Genomic DNA, 14,880 nt, shown 5'->3' on the forward strand with positions numbered 1-14,880 from the left:
CCCGTCCCCGCCCCGGCGTCGCGGCGCCGGTCGTCGCGGCGCCGTCGCTCGGCGTCTCGCGACGACCGCGCCGCTTTACCCACGTTCGTGTATACATTCGCGGGGATCCGGCAGTCGGTGGGCACGATAACGAGGGTTTTTGTGAAACCGGCGTCACACCTCACCCATGCACGACGGGGACGGCGGCGACGTGCCGGTCTCGGTGACGGAACCGCTCGGCGAGCCAGGCGACGACGGCGCGGCCGAGCGGTCGGGACCGACCGAGAAGTGCGGCATCGTCGGCGTGTCGCTCGCGGACCGCGGCGCCGCCCGCCCGCTGTACTACTCGCTGTACGCGCTCCAGCACCGCGGGCAGGACTCGGCGGGTATCGTCACCCACGACGGGTTCCAACAGCACAGCCACGTCGGGATGGGGTTGGTGGGCGACGCGTTCGACGGCACCACCCTCGGCGACCTCAACGGGACGACCGGGATCGGACACGTCCGGTACGCGACCGCGGGCGGGGTGAACGAGCGGTGCGCACAGCCGTTCTCGGTGTCGTTCAAGTCCGGCGCGCTCGGGCTGGCGCACAACGGCAACCTCGTCAACGCCGACGAGATCCGCGACGAACTCGCCTCGGCGGGTCACGCGTTCACGACGAACGGCGACACCGAGGTGATCGCACACGACCTCGCGGGCAACCTCCTCGACGCCGACCTCATCCGGGCGGTGAAACGGACGATGGACCGACTCCACGGGTCGTACTCGCTGACCGTGATGCACGACGACACCGTCCTCGGCGTGCGCGACCCGCTCGGCAACCGCCCGCTGTGTATCGGCGAACTCGACGACGGCTACGTCCTCGCCTCGGAGTCGGCCGCCATCGACACGCTCGACGGCCGACTGGTCCGCGACGTCGAACCGGGCGAACTCGTCGTGCTCGAACCCGACGGCTCGGGGTACGACACCTACCAACTGTTCGAGGCGGACCACTCCGCCCACTGTTTCTTCGAGCACGTCTACTTCGCGCGGCCGGACTCGGTCATCGACGACACGCTCGTCTACGAGGCGCGCCGGAGCCTCGGGCGGAAGCTGTGGGAGGAGTCGGGCATCGACACCGACGCCGTGATGCCGGTGCCCGACTCCGGCCGGGCGTTCGCGTCGGGGTACGCCGACGCCGCCGCCGAGGACGGCGCCGACGTGGAGTTCGCGGAGGGGCTGATGAAGAACCGCTACGTCGGGCGGACGTTCATCATGCCCACGCAGGACGAACGCGAGCGGGCGGTCCGGCTGAAGCTCAACCCGATCAAGTCGACCGTCGAGGGGAAGACGGTGACGCTCATCGACGACTCCATCGTCCGCGGCACCACCTCGACCCAACTCGTCGACCTGCTCAGGGACGCGGGCGCAGAGGAGGTCCACGTCCGGATCGGCGCGCCCGCCATCGTCGCGCCCTGTTTCATGGGGATCGACATGGCGACCCGCGAGGAACTCATCGCCGCCGACCGCTCCGTCGAGGAGGTCCGCGAGGTGATCGGCGCCGACTCGCTGTCGTACATCTCGACCGACGCGGTGGCGGACGCGCTCTCGGAGTCGCGCGCGGACCTCTGTTTCGGCTGTGTCACCGGCGAGTACCCCTACGACATCGACGGCGAGACCAGCGACCGCGACGTCGAGCGCCCGCCCGTCGAGCGGTCCGGGGCGCACGCGGACGACTAGGGTCGGTGCGCCCGGCGCGTCAGTACACCGCGTACAGCATCGCGTAGACGACGACGCCGAGGACGAACGTGACCGCCCACAGCGACGCCGCGACCCGGCCCACCCGCTCGTGTGGGGTGTCGGGCAGTTCCGCGACCGTGTGGGTCGTCGCCAGCACGAGGACGTAGGTGACGAGCGGCACGCAGACCACGGCCAGCGTGACGTGGACCGCGAGTATCGGGAGGTACACCGACCGATACACCGACTCGGGACCGGGGAACGGCGCGGGACCGAGCAGCGCGACGCGGTAGAGGTAGAGGACGAGAAACAGCCCGAACAGCCCGGTCGCGAGCAGCATCGCGCGGCGGTGGTGGTCGTACGCGCCGCGGCGCGCGAGCGCCACGCCGGCGACGACGACGACGGCCGCAGAGGCCGATATCGCGGCGTTGACGTGCGGGATGGCGTCGAGAACCGCGTCGGGCGCGCGCGGGAGCGCGCCCCCGGGAACGAACTCCAGTGCGACCGCGAACACCAGCGCGAGCGCGACGGCCGAGAGGGCGAGCGAGACGCTCAGCGCGTGTTCGCGCACCGCCGCCCGGACGCGGTCGGTCGTCGGGTCCGTGGTCGTGGTCACGCCCGGGTCCACGGGCGGGCGCGGCATATCCGTTCGGTTCCGCTCCCCCGTTCGGCGCCGCGCCGGGAGCGACGGCGCGCCCGCTGTCGAGTCCGGTGGGGATGCCCGGGGGGTCCCCGTCGGCTCAGGCGGGGAGGTTCCGCGTCGTCGAGTCCGACTCCCGCTCCTCGATCAGGTCGAGGAACGGCAGCGCGGCGTCGAACTCGGGACCCCGAGACACCAGGTCGCGCTCGCGGTCCCAACACACGAGGTCGGCCTCCGCCAGCACCGGTAGCAGCGAGTGGCGGAGCCGGATCCGCTCTTCCGCCCCCGCGTTCGTCAACAGCTCCCCCGTTCTCACCGCCGCCGTCGGGTGTTCCGACCGCAGCCGTGCGAGCACCTGGCGTCGCTCCTCCCCCACCAGTGCCCGGAGTAGATCGTCTACCATTCGTTTCAGGTTTCCGAGTACCTGTACATAAATATTATCCCCCCGGTTCGGTCCCCATCGACCCCGTCTCTGGGGCGGGGTAAGCCGGCCGAGTCGTCGGCCGTGGAAACAGTCCACACGGCGTATCCCAGATGGAAAGCCCTTTATCCGTCTCGGGAATACGGTGGAATGCGCACTGATACGTGGTGCGTGGGTAGCCAAGCCAGGCCAACGGCGCAGCGTTGAGGGCGCTGTCCTGTAGAGGTCCGCCGGTTCAAATCCGGTCCCACGCATCCAGCGGGCGCGGATGCACCCGGTTTGAACCAGGGAGCGCGTCAGCGCGACCGTGGTTCGAATCCGGTCTCGCATCCAACACGGATGCGGGTGCTGTGCGGCCCTTCGGGGCCGCCCTACGGACAGCACTCACGCACAACTTCCTTCCGACGCCACACCGCGAGCCGCGGCGCCGTCGGCTCCGTCCCGACGCGTCCCACGGCACACGCTCTCGCACCGGCGGCGGAGAGCAACCGTTTTGCCGCGCGCCGTCCCCCGGCGAGTATGCACGCGATCACCGGCTCCGGGTGGCTCGAAGTCATTACGGGGTCGATGTTCTCGGGGAAGACGGAGGAACTCCTCCGTCGCCTGCGCCGCGCCGAGATCGCGGGCCAGGAGGTCGCGGTGTTCTCGCCCGCGGTCGACGACCGGTACGGCGAGACCACCATCGGTTCACACGCCGACCGCACCTGGGACGCCGTCGTCATCGACGACGAGGACGGCCCGTGGGGGATCGTCGACCGCCTGAACGGCGAGAAGGTGGTCGCGGTCGACGAGGCCAACTTCTTCTCGGGCGACCTGGTCGACGTCTGTCGGCGGCTCGCGGAGGACGACCGCCGGGTGATCGTCTCGGGCACCGACCAGACGTTCCGTGGCGAGCCGTTCGACCCGCTGCCCGCGCTGATGGCCGTCGCGGAGTACGTCGACAAACTCCAGGCGATCTGTTCGGTCTGCGGCGAGCCGGCCACCCGGAACCAGCGGCTGATCGGGGGCGACCCCGCCCACGTCGACGACCCGACGATCATGGTCGGCGCCGAGGAGAGCTACGAGGCGCGGTGTCGGAACTGTCACGTCCTGCGGCGCGAGTGACCCTCACCCCTTGCGCCGTCTCTCGAACGGAAGGGGACGAGACGACGAGGAGACGGTGCGGGCGAGAGACTATGTGCGAGCCGTCCGTCGGACGATCGGTGGAAGACGATGACCTCGGCGGCTGACTGGGCGCTCCTCGCCGTCGCACTCGCGGTGACGGGCGTCTGGGTCGTCAAGTACGCCCGCAGTACCGCCGCCTCCGAGCGGGCATCGTTGTGGGTCGCGAACTGTGTGTGTCTGCTGTCGTACCCGCTGGTCCGTGTCTCCGAGGCGCCGTCTGTGGCCGGAACACCGGTCGCGCCCGCGCTCGCCGGTCTCTCGGCCGTCTGTGTCGTCGTGGGAGCCGCCGGGCTGGTCCGGTGGTGGCGTCGGAGCCGCCGGGACTCGGCGGCGTAGTCCCGCCCGTCATCGGAACTGTCATGCGCGGCGGGCCGCAACCCGCGGGCGTGACGACGTGGGTCGAGAACCCCTCCGGCGGGCGGGCGCGCGGGCCGCGCGGACTCGCGCGCGCGTGGGCGGAGGTGCTGGTCCGGCCGGCGCGCTTCTTCCGGACGGGCGTCGCGCCGGGCGACCAGGCGCCCGGACTCGTCTTCGCGGTCTGCGTCGCGCTGGCGTACGCCGCCGGCCGCTTCCTGTTTTCGCCGGCGACGGTGCCGGGCGTCGTGGGCGACGTCGCCGCCTCCGCGTTCATCGCGCTCGCGTTCGTCGCCGTGTTCGTCGCGCCCGCGGTGCTCCACTTGACGGCGGCGGTCGGGACGGTGTCGCTGCTCGTCGCCTCCCTCGGCTACGAGCGCGGTCGGGGGGCGTTCCTCCGCGGCCGCGCGGGCGTGAGCGAGACGGTGCAGGTGATCGCGTACGCGAGCGCGCCCTGTGCGCTCGCGGGACCGCCGATCCCCGAACTCCGGGCGGCGTGTGCGCTGTACGGTGCGGCGCTGTTGACGCTCGGCGTCCGCGAGGTGCACGCGACGACCACCCGCCGGGCGCTGGTCGCGGCGGCGCCGCCGGCGGCGCTGCTGTTCGGCTGGGGGTTCCGCGGGGCCGCGGGGGTCGCGACGCTGCTGACGCGGTGGTACGTCATCTGACCGGTCGCGTCGACGGCGGGGCTGGTTCCCCGCCGGAACTCGGTGCGCTCCGACCGGATCTCCGTTCTCCGCGCCGCTCGACGGCTCTGTCGGTCGATACGCCGCGATCGGGGCCGACGGTCGGCGCCGCGAGCGTTTCGACAACCGTTTTAGGACGGGGGCACAGGATTCGCACAAATGGGTACCTGCATCATCTGCGGTACGCCCGTCGACGGGCGTGTCTGCGACTCCCATCAGGAGGACGTCGTCTTCGAGTTCCGCGGGAACGACCCGAACCAGTTGGTCCAAAACCGGTTCTACAGGGGGACGGTCGACGGCTACGCCGAGTTCGGCGTGTTCGTCGACCTCTCGTCGAACGTGACCGGTCTGCTCCACCGCTCGGAGCTCGACCAGCGACTCGAGTCGCTCGACTGGGAACCCGGCGACGACGTGTTCGTCCAGGTGAAGAACGTCCGCGACAACGGCGACGTCGACCTCGCGTGGTCGATCCGACAGGCCGACCGCGAGTTCCGCGGGGCGCTCGTCCAAGAGGGGACCGAGGAGAAGGACGCCGAGCAGACCGACGACGACGACGCCGACGGGCCGGTCCGGCACACCCCGACACAGAAGCAGAGCCCCGGGCGCCGCGACGAGGGGTCCGACTCCGACTCCAGTTCCGAGTCGGATTCCGACTCCAGTTCCGAGTCCGGCTCCAGCGCCGACTCCGGTTCGAGTGCCCAGTCGAGTTCCGGCTCCAGTTCCGACTCAGACGGCGCGAGCGGGTCGGGCGACGACGGCGGGGCGGCCGAGACGGCCGACGACCGCGGCGGGAGCGTCGACGCGGGGACCGACGACGCAGACGAGCCGGAACCCGAGGGCGACCGCGAACCCGCGGAGATCGGGTCGCTCGGCGACCGCGTCGGCGAGACCGTCCGTATCGAAGGCGAGGTCGTGAGCGCGCGACAGACCGGCGGGCCGACCGTGTTCGAACTCCGCGACGAGACGGGCGTCGTCGACTGCGCCGCGTTCGTCGAGGCGGGCGTCCGCGCGTACCCCGAGGTGGACGTGGGCGACATGGTCCGTCTCGACGGCGAGATAGAGGTCCGGCGCAACGAGATCCAAGTCGAGACGGAGGCGCTGGCGGTGCTGGCGGGCGAGGAGCGCGAGGCAGTCGAACAGCGGCTCGCGGACGCGCTGACCGCGGAGGCGCGCCCCGACTCGGTGACGACCGTCGCCGACCACGAGTCGCTCGACGCCGTCGGCGACGACCTGCTGGCCGCCGCCGAGGCGGTCCGGCGGGCGGTGCTCGAATCGCGACCGATCGTCGTCCGGCACGCGGCGACCGCCGACGGCTACGTCGCGGGTGCGGCGGTCGAGCGGGCGGTGTTGCCGCTGGTCCGCGACGAACACGCCAAGAGCGACGCCGAGTACCACTACTTCACCCGCCGGCCGCTCGAGGACATGGTGTACGACATGGACGACGCCACCAACGACGTCACTCGGATGCTCCAGGACCGCGACCGGCACGGCGAGAAACTGCCGCTCGTCCTCCTGCTCGGCATCGGGTCGACCGTCGAGTCCGAGGACGGTCTCGGCCTGCTGGGCGTCTACGGCGCCGACCGGGTGGTCGTCGACGCCGTCGCGGGCGACGCCGAAGTGCGCGAGACGGTCGAGACGCTGGTCAACCCCGACGTCGGCGGCACCGACGGCTCCGGGGCCGGCGCCGCCGACGACGCGCTCACGACGGGCGCGCTCGCGGCGACGCTCGCGGCGACGGTGAACGACGACGTGGCCGACGACCTCGCGCACCTCCCGGCGGTGAGCTACTGGGAGGGCGCGCCCGACGCGTACGTCGAGGCGGCCGACGGGGCGGGCTTCGACGCCGACCGCGTCGCGGAACTCCGCGAGGCTATCGCGCTCGAGGCGTTCTACCAGAGCTACGAGGACAAACGCGAACTCATCACGGACATCCTCTTCGGGGGCGACGACGGCGCGCTCGCGGGCCACATCTCCGAACAGTTCCGCGAGAAACTCGGGACCGAACTCGACACGGCCGAGGCGAACCTGGAGACGCGCGAGGCCGAGGGCGTCGAGTTCGCCGTCCTCGACGCGGACGCGTACGCCCACCGGTACGACTTCCCGCCGACCGCCCTGCTGGCGGACGAACTCCACCGCCGGGGCGACGACGGCGGCGAGGACGCGCGCGCGACGCTCGTGTTCGGCGTCGACGAACTCTACCTCCGCGCGAGCGACGACGTGGACGTCCGCGCGGTGGCGGACGACGCGGCCGAAGCCGTCCCCGACGGGGGCGTCACCGCCCGCGGCGTCCGCGAGGGACGCATCGAGTTCCTCGCCGGCCGGCGCGGCGCCGTCACCGACGCGGTGGTCGAGGCGGCCGCCGCCCGACTCGACTGAGCGGGCCGGTCCGACGGCCCGGCGATTCCACGGCTCCTCCGATTTTTCGCGTCTCGCGAGCCGTCGCTCTACCGTTTTCAGTTGGACGACCGAACTGCAAAACTACCATCTGCGCCCGCGTCGTTGAGGCGCACGGCTGGCGCGCCGCCGCGACCGAGGCCCGCGACGGCGGCGCGCGTCGAGTTCCGCGGCGTCGGCCTCGACCTATCGGGGGAGTGACCGCCGCCCCCGGCTCCGAAACCCTTACCCGCCGAACCGCCCGAGTTTCCGCCGATGAGCGGCGTCGTCCCCTCCGAGGAGTCAGACGAGACGGAGTCCGACGAGTCGGACGAACCCGACGCGTTCGACCGCGCCTGCGAGGAGTTAGTCGACCGGGTGCTCGACGGCCGACTCGACCGCGACGGTCTCGAAGCCGCGAAACGGGAGGTCTGCTCGGAGTACTCGGCGCCGAAGGTCCCCCGGAACACCGACCTCCTGGGGTACGCCCCCGAGGGGCGGCGTGAGGAACTCGCCGAGGTGGTGCGCCGGAAACCGGTCCGCACCGCCTCGGGCGTCTCGCCCGTGGCGATCATGACCTCGCCGCGGATGTGTCCGCACGGCAAGTGCCTCTACTGTCCGGGCGGGCCGGCCTCGGAGTTCTCCAGCGCGCAGAGCTACACGGGTCACGAGCCGGCGGCCGCCCGCGGCAAGCAGAACGACTACGACCCCTACGGGCAGGTCACCCTCCGACTCGAACAGCTACGGCACATCGGCCACCCCGTCGACAAGGCGGAACTGATCTTGATGGGCGGGACGATGACCGCCCGCTCACACGACTACCAGGAGTGGTTCGTCAAGCGGGCGCTCCAGGCGATGAACGAGTACGACACCGACGGCCACCCCGACCCCGCGGAGGGGCGGAGCTTCGCACAAGAGCCCGGCGAGTACGAGTTCGAGTACTTGGAGGACGTGAAGGCGCGCAACGAGACCGCTGACGTGCGCTGTATCGGCATCACGTTCGAGACGAAGCCCGACTGGTGTGACCCCGAGCAGGTCGACCGAATGTTGCGGCTGGGCGGCACCAAAGTCGAGGTGGGCGTCCAGACCACCTACGAGCGGGTGAACCGCGAGATGCACCGCGGACACGGGACGGGGGCGTCGGTCGACGCCAACCGTCGGCTGCGCGACGCCGCGTTCAAGGTCGGCTTTCACATGATGCCCGGCCAGCCGGGGATGACCCCCGAGATGTGCCGCGAGGACTTCCGACAGCTGTTCTCCGACCCGGACTGGCGGCCCGACTACCTCAAGATCTACCCGACGCTCGTCGTCCGCGGCACCCGCGTGTACGACCGGTGGCGCCGCGACGAGTACGACCCCCTGACGAACGAGGAGGCGGCGGACATCGTCGCGGACGCGATGAACGAGATACCCAAGTACTGCCGGCTCCAGCGGGTCCAGCGCGACATCCCCGCCGACTTCATCGACGCGGGCGTCTGGAAGTCCAACCTCCGTCAACTCGCGGAGCAGCGGGCCGAGGAGAAGGGGTACACCCTCCGGGACGTCCGCGCGCGGGAGGTGGGCCACAACGACGCCGACCCCGACCCGAGCGACGTCGAACTCGACACCGTCGAATACGAGTCCGGCGGCGGCGTCGAGCGGTTCCTCTCCTTCGAAGACCCCACCCGGGATCTGCTCGTGGGGTTCTGCCGGCTCCGCTTCCCCTCCTACTCGCACGCCGCGCCCGGCCACCCCGACGGCGGCGACGACCCCGTCCGGCGGGAACTCCGCGACGCCGCGCTGGTGCGTGAACTCCACGTGTACGGCTCGCCCGCGACGTTCGCCGGCGGCGACGACGAGCGGGCGGACGGCGACTGGCAGCACCGCGGCTACGGCCGACGGCTGGTCCGCGAGGCGGAGGACCAGGCCGCCGCGGCGGGGTTCGACAAGCTGTCGGTCATCTCCGGGCTGGGCGTGCGCGGCTACTACCGCGACCACCTCGGCTACCACCAGGACGGCCCGTACGTCAGCAAGCGGCTCTGAGCGTCGACGCTCGATGTCGACTCTCAGCGCTTGACCGTCGACGCTCCGCTCTCGATGGGGAGCCATCGACATACTTGATACGCTCCGATCCGAGTCGCCGGTGTGTTCGAAGACGCCTTCGTCAGTCTCGTGGGTACGAACCCGATACTGCAGGCGCTCGTCGGCGGGTTCGTCATCGCGGGGATGAACATGGTCGGCGCGCTCCTCGTGTTGGTCTACCGCGACCCCAGCGAACGGGCGCTCGACGCCGCGCTCGGGTTCGCGGCGGGCGTGATGCTCGCCGCCTCGTTCACGAGCCTCATCGTCCCGGGTATCGACGCGACCGAGGTGCTGGTTCCGGGCGTGCCCGCGACCGGACTCCTGCGGCCGATACCCGTCATCGCGGGGCTCCTCCTCGGCGCCGCCCTCCTCGACCAGGCGGACCACTGGGTGCCGCACGTCCACGTGCTGATCACGGGTCGGAGCCGGGCCGACCAGACCGTCTCGGACGCCGGGCCGGGCGTCGCCGCGGTGCTGCTGTTCATCGTCGCGATCACGATCCACAACATGCCCGAGGGGCTGGCTGTCGGCGTGGGGTTCGGCTCCGGCGACATCGAAAACGCGGTCGGGCTGATGCTCGCGATCGGGATCCAGAACGTCCCCGAGGGACTGGCGGTGTCGGTCGCGGCGGTCAACGCGGGGTTCGACCGAACGAGCTACGCCGTGCTCACGGGGGTCCGGTCCGGGCTCGTCGAGATCCCGCTCACCGTCCTCGGCGCGTACGCCGTCGGGCTGGCGACGCCGATACTCCCGTACGCGATGGGGTTCGCCGCGGGCGGGATGCTGTTCGTCATCTCCGACGAGATCGTCCCCGAGACGCACGCGCGGGGCAACGAGCGGCTGGCGACGCTCGGGACGATGTTCGGCGCCGCCGTGATGCTGTATCTCGACGTTGCGCTCGCTGCTTGAGCCGATCTCTCGGGGACTTCCCGCGGTAGTCTCGCGACTGTAAGCGGGAACGCGACCGCTGGTGGTGACGATACGACCGCGAAAGCCCCCGGTCGCGCGGGTCGGGGGACTCGCTGCGCGCTTCGCGCTCCCTCCGGTCGCGCTCAGTGCTTGCTTCGTCCGCCTTCCCCGCGCGACCGGCCCCTTTCAGTCCCACCCGTCGGCTGTCGGGCCGGGCGTCGCGTCGGATCCCCGGCGCCGCGGCGGAGAGTCGGCCGGCGGTCGTCACCTCGGTCGGACGAGCGTCGTCGTCCGACCGCTCACTCGTCTCCCGTGCCGTTCACTCGGTCGCGGCGGCCGCGAGCGCGCCCGCGAGCACGCGCGTCGCCGTCGCGCAGTCCTCCCAGTCGGTCCACTCGCGGGGGTTGTGGCTCACGCCGTCCCGCGACGGCGCGAACAGGAGCGCGGCGTCGGTCACGCCCGCGACGTGCATCGTGTCGTGGGCCGCCCCCGAGTGGAGGTCCAGCGTCTCCACGCCGGCAGCGTCGCCCGCGTCGTGGGCCGTCGTCCGCAGTCGCTCGCTCATCGGCGTCGGCCGGAGGTCGAACGGCCGGGCGAACGCGGTGTCGACGCCGCGTTCGCGTTCGAGCAGCGACAGCGACGACCGCGCCGCGGTCACGATCGTCTCCATCGACTCGTACGCCACGTCGCGGACGTCGACGCTCGCCTCCACCCGACCCGGGACGACGTTCGTCGCGTTCGGCGAGACCGACAGCGAGCCGACGGTGCCGACCGCCGACTCGCTGGTCGTCCCCACCACGTCCTCGGCGGCCGCCTCCACGTCGAGGACGAACTCCGCGGCGGCCGCGAGCGCGTCGGTCCGCTCGCCCATCGGCGTCGCGCCCGCGTGGTTCGCCTCGCCCTCGATCGTCACCTCGCAGTGGGTAATGCCGGTGATGGTCGTCACCACCCCGACGGGCACCCCCGCCGTCTCCAGCCGCGAGTCCTGTTCGACGTGGAGTTCGTACCACGCGTCCCACTCGGACGCGTCGAGCCGTCCCTCGCCGCGAAAGCCGATACTCTCCAGCGCCTGCGCCAGCGTGACGCCGTCGTCGTCCTCGATTTCGAGCGCCGCCTCGACCGACCGCTCGCCCGCCGCCACCGACGAGCCGAGCAGGCCGGGGTAGCGCTGACCCTCCTCCTCGGTGAAGGAGACGACGACGACGGGCCGGGTCGGCTCCACCCCCGCCTCCTGGAGCGTCCGGACCGCCTCCAGGGCGGCGTAGACGCCCAGCGGCCCGTCGAAGATGCCGCCCTCCGGCACCGAGTCGAGGTGGCTCCCCGCGGCGACCGGCGCGGCGTCGGGGTCCGCCGACGGCGGCGCCCACGTCCCCGCGACGTTCCCCACCGCGTCGACGGTCACGTCGAGGCCGGCGTCCGCCAACCGGTCGACGAACCGCTCGCGCGCCTTCCGGTCGGCGTCGGTGCCGGTGAGCACCGTCCGCCCGCGCCCGTCGGCGGCGTCGACGTCGCCGAACGCGGCGTTGGCTTCGATGTCCTCGCGGAGGCGGTCCGTGTCGGGTGTGCGGTCGAGTTCCATGCGGGGACGTACGCGGGTCGGATGTTGGGTCTTTCCGGTCGCGGCGGGCGGCTCCGACTCGACGGCCCCGGGGGGTCGAGGTCCCCCGAGAAACGCCCCGCCCGCGACGGCTCGCGCGGTTCGACAAGACTTATTCGCGCGCTCGGACAGCAACTCGTATGAGCGATATCGCGGTCACCCTACCCGACGGCTCGGAGCTGTCGGTACCGGAGGGGTCGTCGGTCGAGGACGTCGCCTACGAGATCGGACCGGGCTTGGGGAGCGACACCGTCGCGGGCGTCGTCGACGGCGAGTTGGTCGACCGGGCGGCGCCGGTCCACGACGGCGCGCGCGTCGAGATAGTCACCGACCAGTCCGACGAGTACCTCCAGGTGCTGCGTCACTCCGCGGCGCACGTGTTCGCGCAGGCGCTCCAGCGGCTCTACCCGGAGGCGCAACTCGCGATCGGCCCGCCGACCGACGAGGGGTTCTACTACGACGTGACGGGGGTCGACCTCGACGAGGACGACTTCCCGGAACTGGAGGCGGAGATGCGCGACATCGTCGAGGCCGACTACGACATCGAGCGGCGCGAACTCCCGCGCGAGGAGGCGCTCGACGCCTACGCGGACAACCGATTCAAGACGGAGATCCTCGACGAGGAGGCCGCCGGCGACGACCCCGTCACGGTGTACGAACAGGACGACTGGCGCGACCTCTGTCGGGGACCGCACGTCGAGTCGACGGGCGCGATCGGCGCGGTGAAACTGCTCTCCATCTCGTCGGCCTACTGGCGCGGCGACGAGGAGAACGAGCAGTTGACCCGGGTGTACGGCACGGCGTTCGAGTCGGAGTCGGAACTGGAGGAGTACATGGAGATGCGCGAGGAGGCGGCCGAGCGCGACCACCGCAAGATCGGCCGCGAGATGGACCTGTTCACCATCGACGAGACCGCGGGACCGGGCCTCCCCCTCTATCAGCCGGCGGGCAAGCGCATCCTCTCGGAACTGTCCGACTACGCCGAGTCGCTCAACCTGGCGGCGGGGTACGACCCCGTCGAGACGCCCCACCTGTTCCGGACGGACCTCTGGAAGAAGTCGGGCCACTACGACAACTACGTCGACGACATGTTCCTCCTCGACGTCAACGACGAGGAGTACGGCCTGAAGCCGATGAACTGTCCGGGGCACGCCACCATCTTCGACGACAACTCCTGGAGCTACCGCGACCTGCCGGTGCGCTACTTCGAGGACGGCAAAGTGTACCGGAAAGAGCAGCGGGGTGAACTCTCGGGGCTGTCGCGGACGTGGTCGTTCACCATCGACGACGGACACCTGTTCGTCCGGCCCGACCAGATCGAGTCGGAGATAAACCGGATCATCGACGACATCCTCACCGTCTTCGAGACGTTCGACCTCGACGCGCACGTCGCGCTCGCGACCCGGCCGGAGAAGTCGGTCGGCAGCGACGAGATCTGGGAGCAGTCGGAGTCGCAGTTGGAGGACGTACTCGACTCACAGGGGATGGCGTACGACATCGAACCCGGCGACGGCGCCTTCTACGGCCCGAAGATCGACTTCTCGTTCGAGGACGCGCTCGGGCGGAAGTGGGACGGCCCGACGGTCCAACTCGACTTCAACATGCCCGAGCGGTTCGACCTCACCTACACGGGCGAGGACAACGAGGACCACCAGCCGGTGATGATCCACCGCGCGCTGTACGGGAGCTACGAGCGGTTCTTCATGGTGCTGATCGAGCACTTCGACGGCCACTTCCCGCTGTGGCTCGCGCCCGAACAGGTGCGCGTGCTCCCCATCTCCGACGACAACCTCGGCTACGCCCACCGGGTGAAGAACGAACTCGACGGGTTCCGCGTCGAAGTGGAGGACCGCGACATGACCGTCGGCCGGAAGATCCGCGCCGCCCACGACGACCGCGTGCCGTACATGGTGGTCGTCGGCGACGAGGAGGAGGCGGCCGGCACCGTCTCGGTCCGCGACCGGTTCGAGGACGAACGCAACGGCGTCGACCCCTCGACGTTCCGCGCGCACTTGGAGGCGGAACGCGACGAGAAGCGGGTCGAACCCGACTTCGTCGCCCGGTCGGAGTAGGCGCCGTACGGCTCCGCACGCCCGGTCGGCCCTTCGTCCGTCCCCGCCGCTCGGCCCTCGTCGGTCGTCGATACGCTTCACGCCGAGCGGCGGCGCCGTCGGTTCGTCACACGCTACGGTAACGTTTAACACGGAGACACCCATAAACGAGCGTGATGGTCAAGCGCCCGTTCGTCTGCGCCGACTGCGACCGGTCGGTGAGCGTCCTCTCGTACCGTGCGGCCTGCCCCGACTGCGGCGGCACGCTAGAGCAGTCGATCGCACGCGGGACGTGAGCGACGCCGGGTCGCCGGACCCGACGGTCGTCCGGACGCTCGCCGTGACGACCGACGACGTGGTGGCGGCGCTCGAAGCCCGCGACCGCAACCGCCGGGAGGCGGTGCTCCGGGTGACGCCGCCGTTCTCCCCGCGGATGCGCGCGCGTCTCCACGTCGCCGGCGGCGAGGGCGCGTACGACGACGAGGGGGCGTCGCCGGTCCACCTCCACCCGCGGGCGTTCGTCCCCGACGAGTTCCCGCGGTTCCCCGGCCGCGGCGCCGAGCGCTGGCGCTCGGCGATTCGCGAGTCGCTCGAAAAACGGGTCGAACTCGATACTCCCGCCGGACCGCACGAGGTCCGGGTGTCGTTTCTCGGTTAGAGCCGCTGGAGGTTCGTCGCCCGCGGACCCTTGTCGGCCTGTTCGATGTCGAACTCCACCTCCTGCCCTTCTTCGAGGTCCGGACCGCCGACGTCCTCCATGTGGAAGAAGACGTCCTCGTCGGACTCGTCTGTTTCGATGAAGCCGTATCCGCCCGTGTCGTTGAAGAATGCAACCGTACCTTGCGCCATTCGCGGTAACCTCGGCGGGTGGATGGGCGGTCGAACGTATATACTTGTGGATCGAACAGTCGGGTTCGTTGGCAGATGC

At 70.9% G+C, this 14,880-nt stretch carries 13 protein-coding genes and 1 tRNA gene; 10 read left to right on the forward strand and 4 right to left on the reverse strand.

What is annotated here, in order from left to right; all coding sequences use genetic code 11:
• Positions 1–166: 166 nt before the first annotated feature.
• The gene (gene purF / locus K933_RS14945; RefSeq protein WP_023395587.1) at positions 167–1,699 is read left to right on the forward strand and encodes an amidophosphoribosyltransferase; all 1,533 of its coding nucleotides are present in this window, start codon (positions 167–169) and stop codon (positions 1,697–1,699) included.
• A gap of 19 nt (positions 1,700–1,718) precedes the next feature.
• Here purF and K933_RS14950 read toward each other — a convergent pair whose 3' ends face one another.
• Positions 1,719–2,312, reverse strand: a complete 594-nt coding sequence (locus K933_RS14950; RefSeq protein ID WP_235063454.1) for a DUF420 domain-containing protein — start codon at positions 2,310–2,312, stop codon at positions 1,719–1,721.
• Positions 2,313–2,436: 124 nt separating this feature from the next.
• Entirely contained in the window at positions 2,437–2,739 is a 303-nt protein-coding gene (locus K933_RS14955; RefSeq protein WP_049947920.1) for a hypothetical protein, read from the reverse strand.
• A 187-nt stretch (positions 2,740–2,926) separates the two neighbouring features.
• On the opposite strand from K933_RS14955, the gene K933_RS14960 reads away from it, so the two are divergent.
• The 7 genes from K933_RS14960 (at position 2,927) to K933_RS14990 (ending at position 10,304) form a co-directional block, all read left to right on the forward strand.
• Positions 2,927–3,011: transfer RNA gene (locus tag K933_RS14960), tRNA-Leu, on the forward strand.
• A 265-nt stretch (positions 3,012–3,276) separates the two neighbouring features.
• The gene (locus K933_RS14965) at positions 3,277–3,861 is read left to right on the forward strand and encodes a thymidine kinase (protein ID WP_023395590.1); all 585 of its coding nucleotides are present in this window, start codon (positions 3,277–3,279) and stop codon (positions 3,859–3,861) included.
• A 108-nt stretch (positions 3,862–3,969) separates the two neighbouring features.
• Positions 3,970–4,257, forward strand: coding sequence for a hypothetical protein (locus tag K933_RS14970; RefSeq protein WP_023395591.1), 288 nt, complete (start codon positions 3,970–3,972; stop codon positions 4,255–4,257).
• A gap of 50 nt (positions 4,258–4,307) precedes the next feature.
• A complete protein-coding gene (locus tag K933_RS14975; protein ID WP_049947929.1) occupies positions 4,308–4,943 on the forward strand; it encodes a YIP1 family protein in 636 nt (211 codons plus the stop codon).
• Between the two features lie 177 nt (positions 4,944–5,120).
• A complete protein-coding gene (locus K933_RS14980; protein ID WP_023395593.1) occupies positions 5,121–7,337 on the forward strand; it encodes a DHH family phosphoesterase in 2,217 nt (738 codons plus the stop codon).
• A 273-nt stretch (positions 7,338–7,610) separates the two neighbouring features.
• Positions 7,611–9,356, forward strand: a complete 1,746-nt coding sequence (locus tag K933_RS14985) for a tRNA uridine(34) 5-carboxymethylaminomethyl modification radical SAM/GNAT enzyme Elp3 (RefSeq protein WP_023395594.1) — start codon at positions 7,611–7,613, stop codon at positions 9,354–9,356.
• 102 nt (positions 9,357–9,458) lie between these two features.
• Positions 9,459–10,304 (forward strand): ZIP family metal transporter, encoded by an 846-nt coding sequence (locus K933_RS14990; RefSeq protein ID WP_023395595.1) that lies wholly within the window; start codon positions 9,459–9,461, stop codon positions 10,302–10,304.
• 319 nt (positions 10,305–10,623) lie between these two features.
• Here the strand turns inward: K933_RS14990 and K933_RS14995 are convergent, their stop codons facing one another.
• The gene (locus K933_RS14995) at positions 10,624–11,883 is read right to left on the reverse strand and encodes a M20 family metallo-hydrolase (protein WP_023395596.1); all 1,260 of its coding nucleotides are present in this window, start codon (positions 11,881–11,883) and stop codon (positions 10,624–10,626) included.
• A 158-nt stretch (positions 11,884–12,041) separates the two neighbouring features.
• Between K933_RS14995 and thrS the strand changes: the two genes are divergently transcribed.
• Both thrS and K933_RS15005 read left to right on the forward strand, forming a co-directional pair.
• Positions 12,042–13,973 carry a threonine--tRNA ligase gene (gene thrS, locus K933_RS15000; RefSeq protein WP_023395597.1) on the forward strand — a complete coding sequence of 644 codons (1,932 nt, stop codon included), beginning with the start codon at positions 12,042–12,044 and terminating at the stop codon, positions 13,971–13,973.
• A 271-nt stretch (positions 13,974–14,244) separates the two neighbouring features.
• The gene (locus K933_RS15005) at positions 14,245–14,610 is read left to right on the forward strand and encodes a hypothetical protein (protein WP_023395598.1); all 366 of its coding nucleotides are present in this window, start codon (positions 14,245–14,247) and stop codon (positions 14,608–14,610) included.
• Here the strand turns inward: K933_RS15005 and K933_RS15010 are convergent.
• Positions 14,607–14,801: a cold-shock protein gene (locus tag K933_RS15010; RefSeq protein ID WP_023395599.1), complete on the reverse strand. Its 195-nt coding sequence runs from the start codon at positions 14,799–14,801 to the stop codon at positions 14,607–14,609. The genes K933_RS15005 and K933_RS15010 overlap by 4 nt on opposite strands.
• Between the last annotated feature and the right edge of the window lie 79 nt (positions 14,802–14,880).

Origin of the sequence: Candidatus Halobonum tyrrellensis G22, assembly GCF_000495475.1 — an archaeon.
GTDB classification, from domain to species: Archaea; Halobacteriota; Halobacteria; order Halobacteriales; family Haloferacaceae; genus Halobonum; species Halobonum tyrrellense.